Genomic DNA, 18,035 nt, shown 5'->3' on the forward strand with positions numbered 1-18,035 from the left:
GCGTTATGCGTAAATACCTAGCTTTGAATGACGCTCGAGAAGTGATTGCGCACTTGATTGAGGGCGTGCATGAAATCCCATCAGGTGCCGTCTTGATTGATGCCGAGCGTTGGTATGAAGTCACACAGAACATTGGCTATACATGGCACTTTAGCGATGACGGGGTGCTATCCAAACATCCCAAAATTGTTCCTCTTGAGGACCCCGCAAGGTTCGAACGTGAGAGGCGCGATACTGAGTTGGCCGCCGTCATATGGTTGCGCGAGCGCCACCGTGACCAGAAGGAAATTGGCTTTGATACAGCGTTGTCCGATGCACAGTTCGAAGAGTTGTTGTTGTACATGCAAGCCCTGCGCGACTGGCCACAATCGCCGAATTTCCCGGATATTGAGCATAGGCCCCTAAGCCCGACCTGGATCGCCAACCAAACTGAATAACGCCCCGCACCGCCGGGGCGTTTTCATTCCCTCTCTGAATACCTGCCGCGCTGAGCGGTTTTTTTTCGCCTGGAGATCCTACCTATGACCTACCGCCAAACCTACACCGTCCTCATCCCATTCCCAACCGGAGGTGGCCATTGGTCCGCCGTCGGCGAGGAACTGGACCTGCTGGACGTGGAAGCATCCGCCCTGCGCACCGCTGGCCGCCTGGAACTGACCAGCGTCCTCAACGCCACCCCGGCCAAAAAGGCCACTACCAAGAAGGCTGACTAACCATGGCTGAGGTTCTGAACTTCGAGCACAACGGCATCACCGTCAATGCCACTGAATCCCCCGAGGCCATGGGTGGCCTCGGCGATAACGTGATCGGCCTGGTCGGCACCGCGCCGAATGCCCATGCGTCGATCCCGAAAAACGCGCCATTCCGTATCAACAGTTTCACCACCCAGGCGCTGCTGGACCCTACCGGTGCGGAGTCTGGCACGCTGTTCCACGCGGTCTACCAGATCCTCAAAGTGGTCAAGGTGCCGGTCTACGTGGTGATCGTGGAAGAGGGCGCCACCCCGGCGGACACCCTCAACAATGTAATCGGCGGCAACGAGCCGGTCACCGGTCGCAAGCTGGGCCTGGCGGCACTGGCCAGCGTGCCGGAAGACCTGACCATTATCGGCGCCCCAGGCTTCACCGGTACCAAGGCTGTGGCGGGTGAGTTCGCGGCCTTCGGCAAGCGCATCAAGGCCCGTGTGGTGCTGGATGGCAAGGACGCGGCGGTGGCCGACCAGGTGACCTACAGCGGCGAACTGGGCGGTGCCGAGCTTGGTTTCGACCGTTGCCTGCTGGTGCACAACATGCCGTCGGTGTACTCCAAGGCGGCGAAGAAAAACGTGTTCCTTGCGCCGTCGTCCCTGGCGATCGCTGCGCTGGCCAAGGTCAAGCAATGGGAAAGCCCGGGTAACCAGGTGACGTTCGCCGAGGACGTTTCCCGCGTGGTCGAGTACAACATCCTCGACACCTCCACCGAAGGCGACCTGCTCAACCGTTACGGCGTGAGCTACTACGCCCGCACCATCCTCGGCGGTTTTTCGCTGCTGGGTAACCGCTCCATCACCGGCAAGTTCATCAGCTATGTCGGGCTGGAAGATGCCATCAGCCGCAAGCTGGTCAAGGCGGGCCAGAAAGCCATGGCCAAGAACCTCACCAAGTCCTTCATGGACCAGGAGGTCAAGCGCATCAACGACTGGCTGCAAACCCTGGTCGCCGACGAAACCATTCCCGGCGGCAGCGTGTACCTGCACCCGGAGCTCAACAGTGTCGAGAAGTACAAGAACGGCACCTGGTTCATCGTTATCGATTACGGCCGCTATGCGCCGAACGAACACATGATTTATCAACTCAACGCCCGCGATGAAATCATCGAGCAGTTCCTGGAGGACGTTCTCTAATGTTTACCAATCGAGTCAGACAGGCCATTGCGGCCACCCTTCAAGGCCTGCCGTTGTCCGCGACGGTCGAGGAGTTCACTCCGCCGAAGATCGAGTTCGACATGGAGTCCATGTCCGGCGGGCGCTTTATCGCCGAAGAAATGGCCAAGAGCGGCAAGGTGCTCAATGCCACCCTGGTGCTGCAAGGTGCCGGCCCGGAAATCATGCTGGCCCTGGGCGTGCGCCTGGGGGATGACATCCTGCTGAACGTGCGGGAAGCCGGCCAGGATCAGGACGGCAAGACCTACTTCACCTATCACACGGTCGGCGGCAAGCTGAAATCCCTGGTCGAAGCCAAGTTGAAGATGGGCGACAAGGCTCTCACCACGCTTGAGCTTTCCTGCCGCACTTACAACCGCCTGGAAAACGGCATCCCGGTCATCGACATCGACGTGCGCACCCAGAAGTTCGTGCTCAATGGTGTCGACATCCTCGGCGATGCCCGCCGTGCGGTGCTGATGCCGTAACTCCCCGGGGGCGGGCGTGCTCGCCCCTTACTTCATCAAGGAATTGCCCCATGGCCTGGATGCCACCGCTGCACCTCCTGCTGTCTCCGATCACCGCCGACACCGGCGCGACGATCCAGCAGGTGCAACTCAAGCCGCTGTACTACGCCGCGCAAAAAGAAGCGCTGGCCCGGGCCGGTGACGACGAGGACGATCAGTTTTTCGAACTGGCGAAACTCGCCACCGGCCTGTCGGAAAAAGAGCTCGACCAGCTCAAGCGCCCGGACTACGTGACCATCGCCCAATACGTACATGAGATGTCGACGCGCCCTGCGTCGTTTTTCCGCGGTGAGGCTGAGGAATCGGCCCACGACCAGCCGGTCCGATTGTTGCTGCCCCTCGAGGCTGCGGGTCGCAGCCTCACCGTTCTGCCCCTGGAAATGCCCGCCCTGCGCGCCACCAAGGTGATGAAAAAACTCCCCACCAACAAAGAGCGCGCCGAGTTCATCACTGCTCACTGCACTGGCCTGATGATCCCCGATCTTGCCGGCCTGACTGTGCCCGATTGGACGGAACTGCAGGAGCGTATCGACGATTTTTTAAATCAACCGGCGGACTTCTTTCGCAACGCGACATCGATGTAATCCTCGATGTGGTGCCGCTGGTGTATTCGGTCAATGAAGCGGAGATCCTTGCTTGGGACGCCGCAAAAGCATTACGCCGCTACGACATCGCGATCACTCGGCTTGGCGTTAAACAGGAGTAGCGCGGGATGCAAGAGACTAAATACGGGATCAAGCTCGTCCAGGAAGACCTGCGCTGGATGTTCGGCGAGGCGGATCTGGGCAATGCACTCGCCCCGTTTTCCACACGTGCTGTGGCGCCTGTAAGCCTGGAGGCTGCATCGCACCCGCAGTTTACGCTCGGCTCTACGTTGGCCACGCTGAGTGTGGATATCAATGCCCTGACGCAGGAGCAAGTGCGGCTGCGTGAGACGTTGGAAACGCTCAATAGTACGTTGTTCATCAACAGCAACTCTTTGGCACCGAGAGAGGCTGGTGTCACTGCGGGCGCGTTGAAAAATGAGCCGAAGGCGCCGCCTGCCGATCCTTCTGCCGACGCGGGCAAGTCGGCCTTGGATACGTTATGGGACTCTGCCAAGAGCAAAGCCGCGGATAAACTTATTGATCTTGCTATCGACAAGATTGGCAAGATGATCAAAGGCCGTAAAAAAATCGGTGGGCGCGGCTCACCGCTTCGTCGTGTGTCCGAACGCACCGGTAACTGGGTAGGGGGCTCGCAAATGGGCTTTCATTCGGGAGCCCCCTTGCAAGGCTTGCAATCCTTTGTCGGTGCAGTGCCCAGCTCGCCGAATATCCCCGCCGGTGGACTAACCGGAGTACTTGCCAAACTTGAGTCAACCGGCGTTCGCCGACTTGGCCCTCTGAAATATGCCTCCGTCGCCACTGACGTGATCCAAGGTGTCCGCAATGGCGACGCAAAAGCCGTCGGCTCAGGCCTCAGCACCGCCGGTGGCGCCTGGGCCGGTGCCTCCGCAGGTGCGGCCATTGGCACGATGGTTTTTCCTGGTGTTGGTACTGCTGTCGGGGGGGCAATCGGTGGTTTGCTGGGCAGTGAGGCGGGAGCCTGGCTCGGTAACCAGTTGTTCGGCTCAAGTGATCGCCTGCCAACGCCCGGTGCGGTGAGCAAGGAACTCAGCGGTGCACGCACGGACAACGTGCAAGTGACCCTCGCCCCGAGCATCCAGATCACCGGTGTAAACCCCGCCGATGCCCAGCAGGTCGTCAACCAGGTGATCCAGGCGCTGCAGTTTCAGTGTCTGCCGATGCTCACCGACACCCTGGGCATCCGACGCAACGCGGCACTGGCCGATCCTCCAGGAGGTGATTGATGCGACAACAAATGGTACTCGGCGACTTTATTTTCGGCTTGTCTCGAGGATTCGCCTATTCCTCGTTGGTCCGTGCCAGCGATGGCGGCTGGAGTGACCTGGCGATTATTGCCAGCAAGTCGCAGTCGCGGCAGAGCGGTCAGAAGCTGGAAAAACTCACATTCGGCGGCACGGCCATGTACGGCGTAGGCATGCAGCGCCTGGACCAATTGCGCGCGCTGCAAAATGCGCGGGCGCCGTTGCCCCTGGTTGACGGCATCGGTCGTAACTGGGGCTTGTGGCGGATCAATTCGATTGTGGAAACCCAGAGCAATGTCATCGATGACGGCACCGCCATGGTCATGGCCTGGACGCTGGAGTTGGAGGAGTTCGCCAATGCGTAGAGTACGAAGTATTGCCGGTGATTCGGTCAACCTGTTGCTTTATCGGGAGGTGGGCCGTTGCGACGACACGGCGGAAGAAACCCTCTGGCGCCTGAACCCCGAGCTTGCCGAATATGGCCCGGTGCTGCCGGCCGGCGTGTGGGTGATCGTACCTGAACTGCACGCTCGGCCCGGAGCTGTGCGACCCGTTTTGGCCTGGGATTAAGGAGGCTGCATGGCACAGGGATTTACGCCTATCGTGGAGTTTTATGGCGCCAACGCGGCGCTGCTCAATCAACGCTTGATGCACTGGAGCCACACCGACGCCGCGGGCATTGAGACCGACCGGCTGGAGCTGACCCTGAATATCGAGGGCCTGGACGGCCTGCCCACGCTGAACGGCAAGATCGGCTTGCGTGCCGGTTACCTGGAATCGGGGTTGGTGGAAAAGGGCGAGTTTGTCGTCACCCAACGCACACCGGTGCTGTTTCCCATGCGCTTGATGATCGTGGCCACCGCGGCGCCCTTCAGCGTGGTCGATGCAACGGGTTACCGCCAGCGTCGATCCGCCAGCTACGGTCCGACCACCCTGGGCGCGCTGTTTCGCCAACTGGTCAGTCGTCACGGCTATTCACCGCGAGTGGCGCCGGCGCTGGAGGGGATTGCGATCGCGCACATTGACCAGTCCAACGAAAGTGACATGGCGTTCATTTCGCGCCTTGCCCGACTTTATAGTGCAGTCACCAAACCGTTCAACGAACTCTATGTATTGGCCGAAGCCGGCCAAGCCAAATCGCTCTCCGGCCAGCTGCTGCCGGAAGTGAGGCTGTCCGTGACGGATGACAATCGCCCCGGTGAACAAAGCTTTATCACCGCCAAGCTCGACGAAAAATCCCGCTCGAAATACCAAGGCTGCCGTGCCAGTTGGTGGGATGCCTCCGCCGGCAAGCAGCGCGTCGTCCAGGTGGGGAATGCGCCGTTCAAGACCTTGCGCCAACGCTGCCAGAACGAAACCGAAGCCCGCGCTGTTGCCGAAGGTGAGCTACGCCGTGTGGGGCGTGAAAATTTGAAGTTGCTGATCGATTGCCCGGGCAATCCATTGTTGGCGGCGGAAGGGTTGTTAGTGCTGGATGAGAGCTGGCCGTCCTATATGCAGGGGCGCTGGTCGATAAAGCAGGTGGTTCATGTCGGCGATCCGGCGACGGGTTACCGCAGTTCGATCACGGCCGGTGGGTTGTCGATATAGCTACTTTTCGAGAGTAAAACCAATGGTGATAACACTCCCCCAACTGCTTGGCGTCATGCCGGATGCCCGCCTTAGAGCGGGCGTTTTTTTAATGCCCTTGAATGCGGCGTTCGTTCGCTTCGAGATTAACCGTGCCAGGCGCATTGCCGCCTTCCTCGCCCAGATCGGCCACGAATCCGGTGAGCTGCGTTACGTGCGCGAACTGGGCAGCGATCACTACCTGGGCAAATACGACACCGGCAGCCTGGCCGCACGCCTGGGCAATAGCCCCGAAGCGGATGGCGACGGCCAGTTGTACCGGGGCCGAGGACTGATCCAGATCACCGGTCGGCGCAATTACCTGGCATGCAGCCAGGCGCTGTTTGGTGATGACCGTCTGTTACGGGAGCCGATGTTGCTGGAGCAACCGCAATGGGTGGTTGAGTCGGCCGCCTGGTTCTGGCAGGTCAATGGCCTGAATGAGCTGGCCGACAAGGACCAGTTCACCAGCATTACACGGCGTATCAATGGCGGGCTGAATGGGCTGGAGGATCGCTTGCGGCTGTGGGCGCGGGCGAAGGCGGTGTTATGCGTTTCCTAGGGGCCTACCAACTGATCGGTGCTTGCCTGTTGGTGGCGGTGACCTGGCAGGTCCAGGCCTGGCGCTTGGGGGGACAGCTTGAGCGTCAGGCTTCTGCCCATGCGCAGGCGCTCAGCCAGCAACGCCAGGCGGCCTTGCATCAACAACAGGCTGAACAAGACAAACGACTGGCCCTGGAGCAACAGCTCAGTGCCAGCGACCAACATCATGCCCGGGAATTGCGCGATGCCCAACATAACCAGGCTGCTCTGCGCGACCGTCTGGCCACTGCTGATGTGCGGTTGTCAGTCCTTCTCGACGCCACCGAACCTGCCCGTGGCTGTGCAATGCCAACCGCCACCGCCACCACCGGCCTGGTTCATGCAGCCGCACGAGCCCGACTTGACCCGGCGCATGCTCAGCGAATTATCGGCATCACCGATGCCGGCGACCAGGGACTGATCGCGCTGCGCGCTTGCCAGGCATATGTGCGCGCTGTCGCCCGCTGATCTCTTGTTCCAGCCTGTCGCTTGCATGAGTGATTTGCTCCTGTAGGGTAGGCAAACCCCCGCCCACTTCTGGAGACCGTCGTGAAGGAAATCACTCAACTTGCCGCTGACCTGGGCCGCCGCCTGCAGGTGCTCAATGCCCACGTCACCACCGCGGAATCCTGTACCGGTGGCGGTATCGCCGAGGCCATTACGCGGATCCCGGGGAGTTCGGCCTGGTTCGAGGCGGGGTATGTCACCTATTCCAATCGGCAGAAGACCCGGCAGCTGAATGTGCCGGAAACCTTGTTTCCAAAGGTTGGGGCGGTCAGCCAGGAAGTGGTGGAGGCCATGGTGCGCGGCGCCCAGGAGAAAAGCCTGGCGCGCTTTGCCGTGGCGGTCAGCGGTGTGGCGGGGCCCGATGGTGGTTCGGTGGACAAGCCGGTGGGCACCGTGTGGCTGGCCTTTGGCGTTGGCGAGGAGGTCACGGCCGAGCTTCAGCACTTCCCTGGCAACCGCGACGAGGTCCGCCGACAAACGGTGAAGGCCGCGCTGGAGGGCTTGTTGCGACGAGCTGCAGCAGAAATAGAAAATCAGGGGTAGGCGATCTCCGATCTTTGTGGAACAATACTGTCTACTTATACAGGTGTTGGCCGTCAGGCCTTATTGATTACGTGAGGACTTTAATGGACGACAACAAGAAGAAAGCCTTGGCTGCGGCCCTGGGTCAGATCGAACGTCAATTCGGCAAGGGTGCCGTAATGCGTATGGGCGATCACGACCGTCAGGCGATCCCGGCTATTTCCACTGGCTCTCTGGGTCTGGACATCGCGCTCGGCATTGGCGGCCTGCCAAAAGGCCGTATCGTTGAAATCTACGGTCCTGAATCTTCCGGTAAAACCACCCTGACCCTGTCGGTGATTGCCCAGGCGCAAAAAATGGGCGCTACGTGCGCGTTCGTCGACGCCGAGCACGCCCTGGATCCTGAATACGCCGGCAAGCTGGGCGTCAACGTTGACGACCTGCTGGTGTCCCAGCCGGACACCGGTGAGCAAGCCCTGGAAATCACCGACATGCTGGTGCGCTCCAACGCCATCGACGTGATCGTGGTCGACTCCGTTGCAGCCCTGGTACCCAAGGCTGAAATCGAAGGCGAAATGGGCGACATGCACGTGGGCCTGCAAGCCCGCCTGATGTCCCAAGCGCTGCGTAAAATCACCGGTAACATCAAGAACGCCAACTGCCTGGTGATCTTCATCAACCAGATCCGCATGAAGATCGGCGTGATGTTCGGTAGCCCGGAAACCACCACCGGTGGTAACGCGCTGAAGTTCTACGCGTCGGTCCGCCTGGACATCCGCCGTACCGGCGCGGTGAAAGAGGGTGACGAGGTGGTCGGTAGCGAAACCCGCGTCAAGGTCGTGAAAAACAAAGTGGCTCCGCCTTTCCGCCAGGCTGAATTCCAGATTCTCTACGGCAAGGGTATCTACCTGAACGGCGAGATGATCGACCTGGGCGTGCTGCACGGCTTCGTTGAAAAATCCGGTGCCTGGTATGCCTACAATGGCAGCAAGATCGGTCAGGGCAAGGCCAACTCGGCCAAGTTCCTGGCGGACAACCCGGATATCGCTGCCACGCTTGAGAAGCAGATCCGCGACAAACTGCTGACCGCAGCACCAGACGTGAAAGCTGCCGCCAACCGCGAGCCGGTTGAAGAAGTAGAAGAAGCCGATACTGACATCTGAAATAAACGATGACCGTTGTACTGGATACACTCGTCGCCGTTCGGCGTACCGCAATGGACCTGCTCGCTCGCCGCGAGCATGGTCGAGTCGAGCTGACGCGTAAGCTGCGTCAACGCGGCGCGGAACCTGAGATGATCGAAACCGCCCTTGACCGTTTGACGGAAGAGGGGCTGCTTTCGGAAGCCCGTTATCTCGAAAGTTTTGTCTCCTACCGAGCCCGGTCCGGCTATGGCCCGGCGCGTATTCGCGAAGAGCTGAGCCAGCGCGGTTTACAGCGCGCCGATATCGACCTTGCCTTGCGTGAGTGCGGTATCAGTTGGCAGGCGCAACTGGAAGACACCTGGCGCCGCAAATTCTCGGGTCATCTCCCCATTGATGCCAGGGAACGCGCCAAGCAGGGGCGTTTCTTGAGTTATCGCGGTTTTTCGATGGAAATGATCAGCCGCTTATTAAGTGGCCGAGACATGGATGACTGAACACCTTGTTGTGCGGTGAACGGCCTTGTTGTGTGGTGAATAGGCTTGTTGTTTGTTGAATGGGCTTGTTGTGTGGTGAATGGGCTTGTTGTGGTGAGCGGGCTTGTTTGTGGTGAGCGGGCTTGCCCCGCGCTGGGCTGCGAAGCAGCCCCAATGGCCTCCCCTTCGATCTAAACCTGAAACACCAAACCTGAAGCCCCCAAAAAAAGGCCCGCTATGAAAATAGCGGGCCTTTTTGCGTTTCTGGATCCTGCGTTTCTGGATTTCACGCCGGCTGCGGCGCTACCCGTTGTTGCGTCTTCCCCTGAGCCTGCGCCCAGTTCTCCGGCAAGTTGATGTAATCCACCAGCTCCCGCAACCGGCCCTGGTCGCGGCCATTGAAGTTGAACACCAACCGCGTCAAATGGCTGAACTTCGGCTCATCATGCTCCTCACCGGTATAGGCCAGTTGCTGGAATTCTCCGCTCAACCGCAGGCTGGCAAATTCACTCTGCAAATGAGCCAGCGCTTGATCGCTGAGCGGGTGATTCATGCGCACCACAAACTCACGTTTCAACCAGCGTGTGGAATGGAAGTTGGCATAGAACTGATTGATCTCTTCCACTGCCTCTTCAGCGCTGTACACCAGGCGTACCAGCTTGAGGTCGGTGGGCAGGATGTAGCGATTGGCTTCCAGCTGGCTACGGATAAAGTCCAGGGCGCCTTGCCAGAAACCGCCACCGGGCGCATCCAGCAACACTACCGGCACCAGCGGGCTTTTGCCGGTCTGGATCAGGGTCAATACTTCCAGGGCTTCATCCAGGGTGCCGAAACCACCCGGGCACAACACCAGCGCATCGGCTTCCTTGACGAAGAACAGCTTGCGGGTAAAGAAGAAGTGGAAGGACAGCAGGTTCTCGGTGCCATCGATGGTCGGGTTGGCATGCTGTTCAAACGGCAGGGTGATATTGAACCCCAGGCTGTGTTCCAGGCCTGCCCCTTCGTGGGCCGCCGCCATGATGCCGCCGCCACCACCGGTGATTACCATCAGGTCCGAACGGGCCAGTGCGGCACCCACCTCGCGGGCCAAGGCGTACAGTGGGCTTTCCACCGGGGTGCGGGCCGAGCCGAACACCGTGACCTTGCGGCGCCCCTTGAACTGTTCGAGTACGCGGAAGGCGTGGTCCAGTTCGCGAATGGCTTGCAAGGTGATCTTGGCGTTCCAGCGGTTGCGGTCGTCCTGGGCCATGCGCAGCACGGTCAGGATCATGTCGCGATACAAGGGGATATTCGGGCTGTTGGGGGCGATCTGCTGGAGCTGAGCTTCAACCTGTTGCGTAAGGTCGGCCCCGTTTTCTTCAAAATGCCGGAGCAGGTGGTCATTCGGTTCGTAAGGCATTCAACTTCTCCTTCTTCACAGAGGCTGGGCCAGCGGCGAGAGATTCGTCCGGGGGCCACGACACTGCATGTGTCGCTGCATACCCAAGGCATTGCACGTGTTCGCCAGGCAGCAAACGGGCTCTGTATATTCCTTGTGATTTAAAAAACCTTTGCACTGCACGTCGCAGGAGGGCAACCCTCTTTTGCCCTGGAAATGTTACAGAACGGCGTGGAAGCCGTGATGAACGGGCGATCAGGATGACTTGATCATGGGCCGAAAAACCCTTGGCTGGCAACCGCTTATTGGTCACTCAGCAGGGAGTTTAGCCGCCTGCAGGGAAATGAAGCAGGGGAGTGCGCGCTACTGGACAGCAGCGCGCGAAGGGCAAGCGAAGATTACTTTTTCTTCTTGGCGGCAGCTGGTGCCGGGCAATCCGCTTCCACGAATTTCACCGATGCCACAGGACGATTGGTCTTGTTCTCGGTGATTTCATAGCGCATCACTGCGCCCTTGGCCATCAGCTCGCGATAACCTTTGTTCAGGCACACGCTTTGCCCCAGCTGGAAATACACCGCCTTGGGGTTGGCGCGCATCTGTTCGGCGCGATCAGGCAATACGCTGAGGTGATCGATCAGTTGCATGCCCTCAACGGTGTAGGCCACTTCCAGGGTTTTTTCGTCGATTTCTCGCGGCAGGTCCTTGTTGCTTTCAGTCGCGACGCTTTGCAGCTTCCGGTTCATTTGGGCCTCCAGCAGCGAGGCCGCCTGGGCGCCCACGGGCAGTACCAGCGCAAGTGCGATGGATGGGGCGGCAAGACGCAGCATGGAACGCAGCATGAAACTCTCCTGATTCGGTTACTGGTGCATAGACCAGCCACTGCGCTGTGCGTTCAGTGGCGCGCAATTATAGGTGACCCCTTGCCACTACAGCCAGGCGTATCGCTGGTAAACTGCGGTCACTTCAGCCTTCCACGAGTTTTCTCCGTGTCGATCTACCCCTCTGTACGGCGCATCCGATGAGCCACGCCGTCTCTCGCCTGCGTACACAGCGCCTGGCACGCGCGATCAAGCCCTTCGTCAATCGAGGCTCCCGTGCCGAACGCTGCCCCGGCTGCCGGGTCATCCCCGAATACTGCCTGTGTGCCTGGCGCCCCCAGGTCGCGGCCAGGTCCGCCATGTGCCTGCTGATGCACGATGTCGAACCCATGAAACCCAGCAACACCGGCTGGCTGATCGCCGACGTGGTCGAGGACACCACGGCATTCGCCTGGTCGCGCACCGAAGTCGACCCGGAATTGCTCACCCTGCTCGCTGACCCGCAGTGGCAGCCCTACATCGTGTTCCCCGGCGAATTCGTGGCGCCCGAGCGTGTCGTCAGTACCGTGACGGTGGCAGAAGGCAGGCGCCCGCTGTTCATCCTGCTGGATGGCACCTGGAGCGAAGCGCGCAAGATGTTCCGCAAGAGTCCCTATCTGGAGCATCTGCCGGTATTGAGCCTGGCGCCTGAGCAGCTTTCGCGCTACAAACTGCGCCGCTCCAAGCGTGATGACCATTTCTGCACCGCCGAAGTCGCCGCCCTGTGCCTGGAGCTGGCCGAGGACGCCGCAGCAAGCGAAGTGCTGGACGCCTACCTCGACGTATTCAGCACCCATTACCTGGCCGCCAAGTTCCAGCTGCCACTGGACCCGACCGACAGCGTCCATACTCGTCTTGCACCCTATATATCCGTGCTATAGCCAGACGACGTTTGCATGATGGCACCGTAAACCTGCACCCCGCTAAAATGCCCATGGGCGTAGTGCTTGACCCCCCAGGCTGCGCTGGGCATGCTGAGCGCCGATTGGGGTGCAACCGTGAGTTTTCGACGTCGTTCCAAGTGCTTTTGACGTTGAACGTACCCTGTGGCGATGGCTGCCTGGCTGTCGCCTTGTGTATTGGTGAACCCCGAACCCATCGGGGCTGCCATAAAAAACAGGATCATTTAATCAATGGCCACATACGAAATCCTGATAGCCGATGACCACCCGCTGTTTCGCAGTGCGCTGCATCAGGCCGTGACCCTGGGCCTTGGCCCCGACGTGCGCCTGGTTGAAGTGGCCAGCATTGCCGAGCTGGAAACCCGCCTTACCGAAAAATCCGATTGGGACCTGGTGCTGCTCGACCTGAACATGCCCGGCGCCTACGGTTTCTCGGGGCTGGTGCTCCTGCGTGGGCAATACCCGCAGATCCCCGTGGTGATGGTCTCTGCCCAGGAAGACGCCGACGTGGTGGTGCGTTCCAAGGAGTTTGGCGCCAGCGGCTTCATTCCAAAGTCCAGCGCGATGGAAGATATTCAGAAGGCCGTGCGCGCAGTGTTGGACGGTGATGTGTCCTGGCCGCCGCAGGCATTCGAACACATCAACGTGTCCGACGAAGCCAAGGCCGCCCGTGATGGCTTGGCCAGCCTGACGCCCCAGCAGTTTCGAGTGCTGACCATGGTCTGCGAAGGTTTGCTGAACAAGCAGATCGCCTATGAGCTGAGTGTGTCGGAAGCGACCATCAAGGCGCATGTCACGGCAATTTTTCGCAAATTGGGGGTGCGTACGCGGACCCAGGCGGCGCTGCTCTTGCAACAACTTGAGTCAATTGCTCAGCATTAAGTTGTTATCGATTCACGCTTTTTTGACTTTGCGTGATCTAGTTTCCCCACTTCTTTGGTTCAGTTGCCTACGTCTATGTCGCCTTTCAAGGGTCAAACCGGTCTCAAACGTATCTTCAATGCAGGGGGCTATTCCCTGGATGGTCTGCGCGCGGCGTTCACCGGTGAGGCGGCGTTCCGTCAACTGGTCTTGTTGAACGTCATCCTGATCCCGCTGAGTTTTTTCCTGCACATCAGCCGTGTTGAGCGCGCGCTGCTGATTGCAGTGTGCCTGTTGGCCTTGATCGTTGAATTGCTCAATTCGGCGGTAGAAGCGGCGATCGACCGTATTTCCCTCGACCGCCACCCCTTGTCGAAAAACGCCAAGGACATGGGCAGCGCCGCGCAATTCGTGGCGTTGACCATGATCACCCTGGTGTGGGCCGTGATCCTGATCTGACGATCAGGCAATGCTCGGCAGCACGATCTCGTCGCTGCGCTGAACCCCGGCGGTGAAGGCGCGGCACAGCTCCAGGAACTCCCGCATCGCGGAGGTCTGGTATTTCTGTTTATGCCAAATGAAGTAGAACTGTCGGGCCAGGTCCAGGTCCGGGGTTTCTACGGGCACCAGGCTGCCACGGCGAAATGCATCGCGCAGCGCCAGCCGGGAAATACACCCGATGCCCAAACCCGATTCCACCGCCCGTTTGATCGCCTCGGTGTGCTCCAGCTCCAGGCGGATATTCAGCGCGCTGCGGTGATGGCGCATGGCCTGGTCAAAGGTCAGGCGCGTGCCGGAGCCTTGCTCCCGCAGGATCCAGGCCTCATGGGTCAACTCTTCCAGGGTGGCCACGCCGCGCTTGGCCAAGTGGTGCTGGGGCGCGCAAAACACCACCAGCTCATCTTCCACCCAAGTTTGCACCTCGATATCGGGGTGGCTGCAGTCGCCTTCGATTAGACCCAGGTCAATTTCGTAGTGCGCAACCTGGTGCACGATATTGGCAGTGTTCTGCACATGCAGCTTCACCTGGCTTTCGGGGTGCTGCTGCATGAAGCTGCCGATCAGCAGGGTGGCCAGGTAATTGCCAATGGTCAGGGTCGCGCCGACCGCCAGGGAGCCGAAGCCGGACTTACCGTTGAGCAGGTCTTCGATCTCCTTGGCCTGGTCCAACAGCGCCACCGCTTGAGGCAACAGCTGATGGCCCAAGGCGTTGAGACTCAGGCGCTTGCCGGCACGGTCGAATAATTGGCAGCTGGATTGACGCTCCAGCTCGGTAATCGAGGTGCTGGCGGCGGATTGAGATAAGGCCAGAAGGCCAGCAGCGCGAGAGACGCTTTCCTGCTGGGCGACGGCGACGAAGACTTGCAGTTGACGGAGAGTAAATCGCATATCGATATAACCGATAACCCTTATCTTAATAATCCAGTTAACAGATATTGTCGCCGCCATTAGAATGCTGTGCAATTGCGCACTTCATCTTTGGCGCAGACCCATTTCCAGGAGTCCCCCGTACATGAGCAACATGAACCACGAGCGTGTCCTCAGTGTTCATCACTGGAACGACACTCTGTTCAGCTTCAAGTGCACCCGCGATCCGGGCCTGCGCTTCGAGAACGGTCAGTTCGTGATGATCGGCCTGCAACAGCCCAACGGCCGCCCGCTCATGCGCGCTTACTCCATTGCCAGCCCGAACTGGGAAGAGCATCTGGAGTTCTTCAGCATCAAGGTGCCGGATGGCCCGCTGACTTCCCAATTGCAGCACTTGAAGGAAGGCGACGAGATCATCATCAGCAAAAAACCGACGGGCACCCTGGTGCTTGACGATTTGAAGCCGGGCAAACACCTCTATCTGCTCAGCACCGGTACTGGCCTTGCTCCGTTCATGAGCGTGGTCCAGGACCCGGAAACCTACGAGCGCTTTGAAAAAGTGATCCTGTGCCACGGCGTGCGCTACGTCAACGAAGTCGCCTACCGCGAATTCATCACCGAGCACCTGCCGCAGAACGAATTCTTCGGCGAGGCCCTGCGTGAGAAGTTGATCTACTACCCGACCGTGACCCGCGAGCCGTTCGAAAACGAAGGCCGCCTGACCGACCTGATGCGCAGCGGCAAGCTGTTCAGCGACATCGGCCTGCCACCGATCAACCCCGAGGACGACCGCGCCATGTTGTGCGGCAGCCCAAGCATGTTGGACGAGACCAGCGAAGTGCTGAACAGCTTCGGCCTGAAAGTTTCGCCACGCATGCGTGAGCCGGGTGATTACTTGATCGAGCGCGCGTTCGTCGAGAAATAACTGCGGTAAAAAATGTGGGAGGGGGGCTTGCTCCCGATGGCGGTGGATCAGTCGATATACACGTTGACTGATCCACTGCCATCGGGAGCAAGCCCCCTCCCACATTGGGTTTCCGGTTTATCCCGCCGGCACCACTTCCAGCACACAAATCATCCCGGCCTCTGGATAGTGCCAGCGCACATCCACATCCCAGAACTGCGCCCCGTATTCGCGTTCAGGCCCAGGCGTCTGGTACGCCGGGCGTGGATCCTGTGCCAGACACTGGTCGATCAACTCCACCAACGGTTCCCCAAGGCGCTGGGCGTGGCCTTGTGCCTGCTGCAGCGCCGTCTTCAGCCACTGCACGGGAATCAGCTGCGGCGCACCACTGGCGATGCTGTTGGTGGCTGTGTCGATGATGTCGGCGTAGGGCACATACGGCTTGATATCCAATACCGGGGTGCCATCGAGCAAATCGATCCCGGAGATCCACAGCCGGCCCGGCTCCACCTTGTCCAGCTTGACCACTGACTGGCCAATCCCGTTGGGCCGATGAGTCGCGCGGGTCGCAAACACCCCCATGGACGTGTTGCCACCCAGGCGGGGCGGGCGCACTTTCAGGCGGGGCTTGTCTTCCAGGGCCTGGTGGAACAGAAACAACAGCCACACGTGGCTGACCTGCTCCAGGCCCTGTACCGCCTCGCCCTGGTCGAACGGCGCCACCAACTCCAGCACGCCCCGCGCGGCAGGCGCCAGTTGCGGTTGGCGCGGGATGGCGAACTTCTCCTTGAAGCAGGAGCGTACGAAACCGACCGGCGAGACCTGGTAACCCATGGCTTACGTGCGAACCCGCAGCGTCAGGCCCTTGAGGAAGTTGCGCAGCAACTGGTCACCACAGGTGCGGTAGTTGGTGTGGCCGAACTTGCGGAACAGCGCGCTCAGCTCAGGCTTGGACACCGGGAATTCGGCAGCCTTGAGGATGGCGTGCATGTCGTCCTCCTTCAGTTCGAAGGCCACACGCAGTTTCTTGAGGATGATGTTGTTGGTCACCGGGGTTTCGATCGGCTGCGGCGGACGGCTTTCGTCCTTGCCGCGCTTGAAAATCACCAGGCCATCGAGGAAGTGGGCCATGACCTCATCCGGACAGAACACAAAGCCTTCTTCCTCGTCTTTCTTGAGGTAGGTCAGCAGGTCTTCCTTGGTCACGTCCATGCCGCCGAGCTTGATAAGCTCGACCATCTTGTTGTCGCTGATGTCGAGCATGTAGCGCACGCTGCGCAGTACGTCGTTGTGAATCATGGTGGGCAATCCTGGTTTTCAACGGTGGGCACCGCCGAGTGGGGCGGTGCCTGGAAAGGGGGAGGCTGTTTAGAACTTTTCTTTGCCGGACAGATAACGCCATTGGCCAACCGGCACTTTGCCGATGGACACGCCGCCAATGCGAATGCGGCGGATCGCGACGACTTTCAGGCCAACGGCTTCGCAGAACAGGGCGATCACGCCTGGTTGCGGGTTTTTCATCGCAAATCGCAGGCGGTTTTCGTTCTGCCAGCTGGCTTTTACGGCTGGCAGCTCTTTGCCTTTGTAGGTCAGGCCGTGGTTCAGGCGGTTGAGGCCGTGGGCAACCATGTCGCCTTCAACCTCCACCACGTATTCCTGCTCGATCTTGGCGGCATCGGCGGTCAACTTGCGCAGAATCTTCCAGTCCTGGGTAAACACCAGCAGGCCGCTGGCCTTGGCTTGCAGGTCGGCGCTGGCGGTCAGGCGCAGGAAGTGGCCCTTGAGCGGACGCTTGCTGAAGCGGTGTTCTTCGGACAGGGTTTCGGCGCTGATCGAGGCCATTGCCGTCTCGGCATCGACACCAACCGGGGCGTGGAACAGGATGGTCACCGGCTCTGGCGCGGTGGCCTTGGCCTCCGGGTCCAGTTCGACCTTCTGGGTGGTGATCTTGAATTGCGGCTCGTCGATCACTTCACCGTCCACCGAGACCCAGCCGCCTTCGATAAACAGCTCAGCCTCCCGACGGGAGCAACCGACCAGTTCGATAAGGCGTTTGGAGAGGCGTATGGGGTCAGTCATGACAAGGGCCGTAACAAAAGGGGGCGGCTATTGTACCTGTGTGGGCGCGGTTAATCCCGGCCCCATTTCATTTAGCCCTGACGGGCGCTTTGTTGTTGCTGGCGCAGGCGCAGGTGCAGCAACGGATAGGGCTGCCCCAGGCCGTCATGTTCGGTGCGTCCGACCACTTCGAAACCCTGCTTGAAATAGAACCCCAAGGCTTGGGGATTCTGCTCGTTGACGTCGAGTTCATCGGCGTTCATGCGCTCGATCGCATAACGCAGCAACTGCCGGCCTAGGCCTTGCCCGCGGTATTGCGGGTCGATAAACAGCATCTCCACCTTACCGCACGCCACCCCGGCAAACCCGGTAATACGCTGGCGTGTGTCTTTGGTGCAGATCAGCATCACCGAATCCAGGTAGCGGGTCAGCAGCAGGTTTTTCAGCAATACGATGTAACTGTCCGGCAAAAAATCATGGGTGGCCCGCACCGAGGCCTCCCAGATGCGCGCCAGCTCTGCGTAGTCGCTGGCTTTAGGTGTGTGGATAACCGAATGCTGACGCATGCCCGCT

Annotated in this window: 25 protein-coding genes; 18 read left to right on the forward strand and 7 right to left on the reverse strand. The window is 59.9% G+C overall.

Features of this window, described 5'->3' with window-relative positions; translation table 11 throughout:
* Nucleotides 1–5 precede the first annotated feature (5 nt).
* From B9N88_RS07690 to recX, 14 genes are all read left to right on the forward strand, one after another.
* Nucleotides 6–437 (forward strand): phage tail assembly chaperone, encoded by a 432-nt coding sequence (locus B9N88_RS07690; RefSeq protein WP_081744401.1) that lies wholly within the window; start codon nucleotides 6–8, stop codon nucleotides 435–437.
* Nucleotides 438–521: 84 nt separating this feature from the next.
* Nucleotides 522–713 (forward strand): hypothetical protein, encoded by a 192-nt coding sequence (locus B9N88_RS07695; protein ID WP_027604561.1) that lies wholly within the window; start codon nucleotides 522–524, stop codon nucleotides 711–713.
* A 2-nt stretch (nucleotides 714–715) separates the two neighbouring features.
* Nucleotides 716–1,882 carry a phage tail sheath protein gene (locus B9N88_RS07700; protein WP_027604560.1) on the forward strand — a complete coding sequence of 389 codons (1,167 nt, stop codon included), beginning with the start codon at nucleotides 716–718 and terminating at the stop codon, nucleotides 1,880–1,882.
* Entirely contained in the window at nucleotides 1,882–2,388 is a 507-nt protein-coding gene (locus tag B9N88_RS07705; RefSeq protein WP_027604559.1) for a phage major tail tube protein, read from the forward strand. Before B9N88_RS07700 ends, B9N88_RS07705 begins: the two co-directional genes overlap by 1 nt.
* Before the next feature lie 50 nt (nucleotides 2,389–2,438).
* Complete coding sequence (locus tag B9N88_RS07710; RefSeq protein WP_027604558.1) at nucleotides 2,439–3,011, forward strand: phage tail assembly protein; 573 nt, start codon at nucleotides 2,439–2,441, stop codon at nucleotides 3,009–3,011.
* A gap of 128 nt (nucleotides 3,012–3,139) precedes the next feature.
* Complete coding sequence (locus tag B9N88_RS07715; protein WP_027604557.1) at nucleotides 3,140–4,279, forward strand: hypothetical protein; 1,140 nt, start codon at nucleotides 3,140–3,142, stop codon at nucleotides 4,277–4,279.
* The gene (locus B9N88_RS07720) at nucleotides 4,279–4,662 is read left to right on the forward strand and encodes a phage tail protein (RefSeq protein ID WP_027604556.1); all 384 of its coding nucleotides are present in this window, start codon (nucleotides 4,279–4,281) and stop codon (nucleotides 4,660–4,662) included. Before B9N88_RS07715 ends, B9N88_RS07720 begins: the two co-directional genes overlap by 1 nt.
* Nucleotides 4,655–4,867 carry a tail protein X gene (locus B9N88_RS07725; protein ID WP_027604555.1) on the forward strand — a complete coding sequence of 71 codons (213 nt, stop codon included), beginning with the start codon at nucleotides 4,655–4,657 and terminating at the stop codon, nucleotides 4,865–4,867. The genes B9N88_RS07720 and B9N88_RS07725 overlap by 8 nt, the downstream gene beginning before the upstream one ends.
* Before the next feature lie 9 nt (nucleotides 4,868–4,876).
* Nucleotides 4,877–5,887 carry a contractile injection system protein, VgrG/Pvc8 family gene (locus B9N88_RS07730; RefSeq protein ID WP_027604554.1) on the forward strand — a complete coding sequence of 337 codons (1,011 nt, stop codon included), beginning with the start codon at nucleotides 4,877–4,879 and terminating at the stop codon, nucleotides 5,885–5,887.
* A 22-nt stretch (nucleotides 5,888–5,909) separates the two neighbouring features.
* Complete coding sequence (locus tag B9N88_RS07735) at nucleotides 5,910–6,467, forward strand: glycoside hydrolase family 19 protein (RefSeq protein ID WP_027604553.1); 558 nt, start codon at nucleotides 5,910–5,912, stop codon at nucleotides 6,465–6,467.
* Nucleotides 6,455–6,955 carry a lysis system i-spanin subunit Rz gene (locus tag B9N88_RS07740; protein WP_043293401.1) on the forward strand — a complete coding sequence of 167 codons (501 nt, stop codon included), beginning with the start codon at nucleotides 6,455–6,457 and terminating at the stop codon, nucleotides 6,953–6,955. Before B9N88_RS07735 ends, B9N88_RS07740 begins: the two co-directional genes overlap by 13 nt.
* Before the next feature lie 81 nt (nucleotides 6,956–7,036).
* Complete coding sequence (locus tag B9N88_RS07745) at nucleotides 7,037–7,537, forward strand: CinA family protein (RefSeq protein ID WP_027604550.1); 501 nt, start codon at nucleotides 7,037–7,039, stop codon at nucleotides 7,535–7,537.
* Between the two features lie 83 nt (nucleotides 7,538–7,620).
* Entirely contained in the window at nucleotides 7,621–8,679 is a 1,059-nt protein-coding gene (gene recA / locus B9N88_RS07750; protein ID WP_003189042.1) for a recombinase RecA, read from the forward strand.
* An 8-nt stretch (nucleotides 8,680–8,687) separates the two neighbouring features.
* Nucleotides 8,688–9,155 (forward strand): recombination regulator RecX, encoded by a 468-nt coding sequence (gene recX / locus B9N88_RS07755; protein WP_016977936.1) that lies wholly within the window; start codon nucleotides 8,688–8,690, stop codon nucleotides 9,153–9,155.
* A gap of 265 nt (nucleotides 9,156–9,420) precedes the next feature.
* Here the strand turns inward: recX and B9N88_RS07760 are convergent, their stop codons facing one another.
* Nucleotides 9,421–10,533: an LOG family protein gene (locus B9N88_RS07760; protein WP_027604549.1), complete on the reverse strand. Its 1,113-nt coding sequence runs from the start codon at nucleotides 10,531–10,533 to the stop codon at nucleotides 9,421–9,423.
* 377 nt (nucleotides 10,534–10,910) lie between these two features.
* Nucleotides 10,911–11,351: a PA3611 family quorum-sensing-regulated virulence factor gene (locus B9N88_RS07765; RefSeq protein ID WP_027604548.1), complete on the reverse strand. Its 441-nt coding sequence runs from the start codon at nucleotides 11,349–11,351 to the stop codon at nucleotides 10,911–10,913.
* Between the two features lie 179 nt (nucleotides 11,352–11,530).
* On the opposite strand from B9N88_RS07765, the gene B9N88_RS07770 reads away from it, so the two are divergent.
* The 3 genes from B9N88_RS07770 to B9N88_RS07785 all read left to right on the forward strand — a co-directional run bounded on the left by B9N88_RS07770 (nucleotide 11,531) and on the right by B9N88_RS07785 (nucleotide 13,591).
* Nucleotides 11,531–12,250, forward strand: a complete 720-nt coding sequence (locus B9N88_RS07770; protein WP_027604547.1) for a tRNA-uridine aminocarboxypropyltransferase — start codon at nucleotides 11,531–11,533, stop codon at nucleotides 12,248–12,250.
* Between the two features lie 252 nt (nucleotides 12,251–12,502).
* On the forward strand, nucleotides 12,503–13,153 hold the full coding sequence (gene erdR / locus B9N88_RS07780; protein WP_027604545.1) for a response regulator transcription factor ErdR: 651 nt from the start codon (nucleotides 12,503–12,505) through the stop codon (nucleotides 13,151–13,153).
* Nucleotides 13,154–13,228: 75 nt separating this feature from the next.
* Complete coding sequence (locus B9N88_RS07785) at nucleotides 13,229–13,591, forward strand: diacylglycerol kinase (protein WP_027604544.1); 363 nt, start codon at nucleotides 13,229–13,231, stop codon at nucleotides 13,589–13,591.
* A gap of 3 nt (nucleotides 13,592–13,594) precedes the next feature.
* Here B9N88_RS07785 and B9N88_RS07790 read toward each other — a convergent pair whose 3' ends face one another.
* The gene (locus B9N88_RS07790; RefSeq protein ID WP_027604543.1) at nucleotides 13,595–14,521 is read right to left on the reverse strand and encodes a LysR family transcriptional regulator; all 927 of its coding nucleotides are present in this window, start codon (nucleotides 14,519–14,521) and stop codon (nucleotides 13,595–13,597) included.
* A gap of 124 nt (nucleotides 14,522–14,645) precedes the next feature.
* On the opposite strand from B9N88_RS07790, the gene fpr reads away from it, so the two are divergent.
* The gene (gene fpr, locus B9N88_RS07795) at nucleotides 14,646–15,425 is read left to right on the forward strand and encodes a ferredoxin-NADP reductase (protein ID WP_027604542.1); all 780 of its coding nucleotides are present in this window, start codon (nucleotides 14,646–14,648) and stop codon (nucleotides 15,423–15,425) included.
* A 117-nt stretch (nucleotides 15,426–15,542) separates the two neighbouring features.
* Here the strand turns inward: fpr and tsaA are convergent, their stop codons facing one another.
* The 4 genes from tsaA to B9N88_RS07815 all read right to left on the reverse strand — a co-directional run bounded on the left by tsaA (nucleotide 15,543) and on the right by B9N88_RS07815 (nucleotide 18,028).
* On the reverse strand, nucleotides 15,543–16,238 hold the full coding sequence (gene tsaA, locus B9N88_RS07800) for a tRNA (N6-threonylcarbamoyladenosine(37)-N6)-methyltransferase TrmO (protein WP_027604541.1): 696 nt from the start codon (nucleotides 16,236–16,238) through the stop codon (nucleotides 15,543–15,545).
* 3 nt (nucleotides 16,239–16,241) lie between these two features.
* The gene (locus tag B9N88_RS07805; RefSeq protein ID WP_027604540.1) at nucleotides 16,242–16,703 is read right to left on the reverse strand and encodes a YehS family protein; all 462 of its coding nucleotides are present in this window, start codon (nucleotides 16,701–16,703) and stop codon (nucleotides 16,242–16,244) included.
* A gap of 69 nt (nucleotides 16,704–16,772) precedes the next feature.
* The gene (locus tag B9N88_RS07810) at nucleotides 16,773–17,483 is read right to left on the reverse strand and encodes an rRNA pseudouridine synthase (protein WP_027604539.1); all 711 of its coding nucleotides are present in this window, start codon (nucleotides 17,481–17,483) and stop codon (nucleotides 16,773–16,775) included.
* Nucleotides 17,484–17,554: 71 nt separating this feature from the next.
* A complete protein-coding gene (locus B9N88_RS07815; protein WP_027604538.1) occupies nucleotides 17,555–18,028 on the reverse strand; it encodes a GNAT family N-acetyltransferase in 474 nt (157 codons plus the stop codon).
* Between the last annotated feature and the right edge of the window lie 7 nt (nucleotides 18,029–18,035).

The organism is Pseudomonas sp. LAMO17WK12:I1 (assembly GCF_900177315.1).
Taxonomy (GTDB): Bacteria; Pseudomonadota; Gammaproteobacteria; order Pseudomonadales; family Pseudomonadaceae; genus Aquipseudomonas; species Aquipseudomonas marginalis.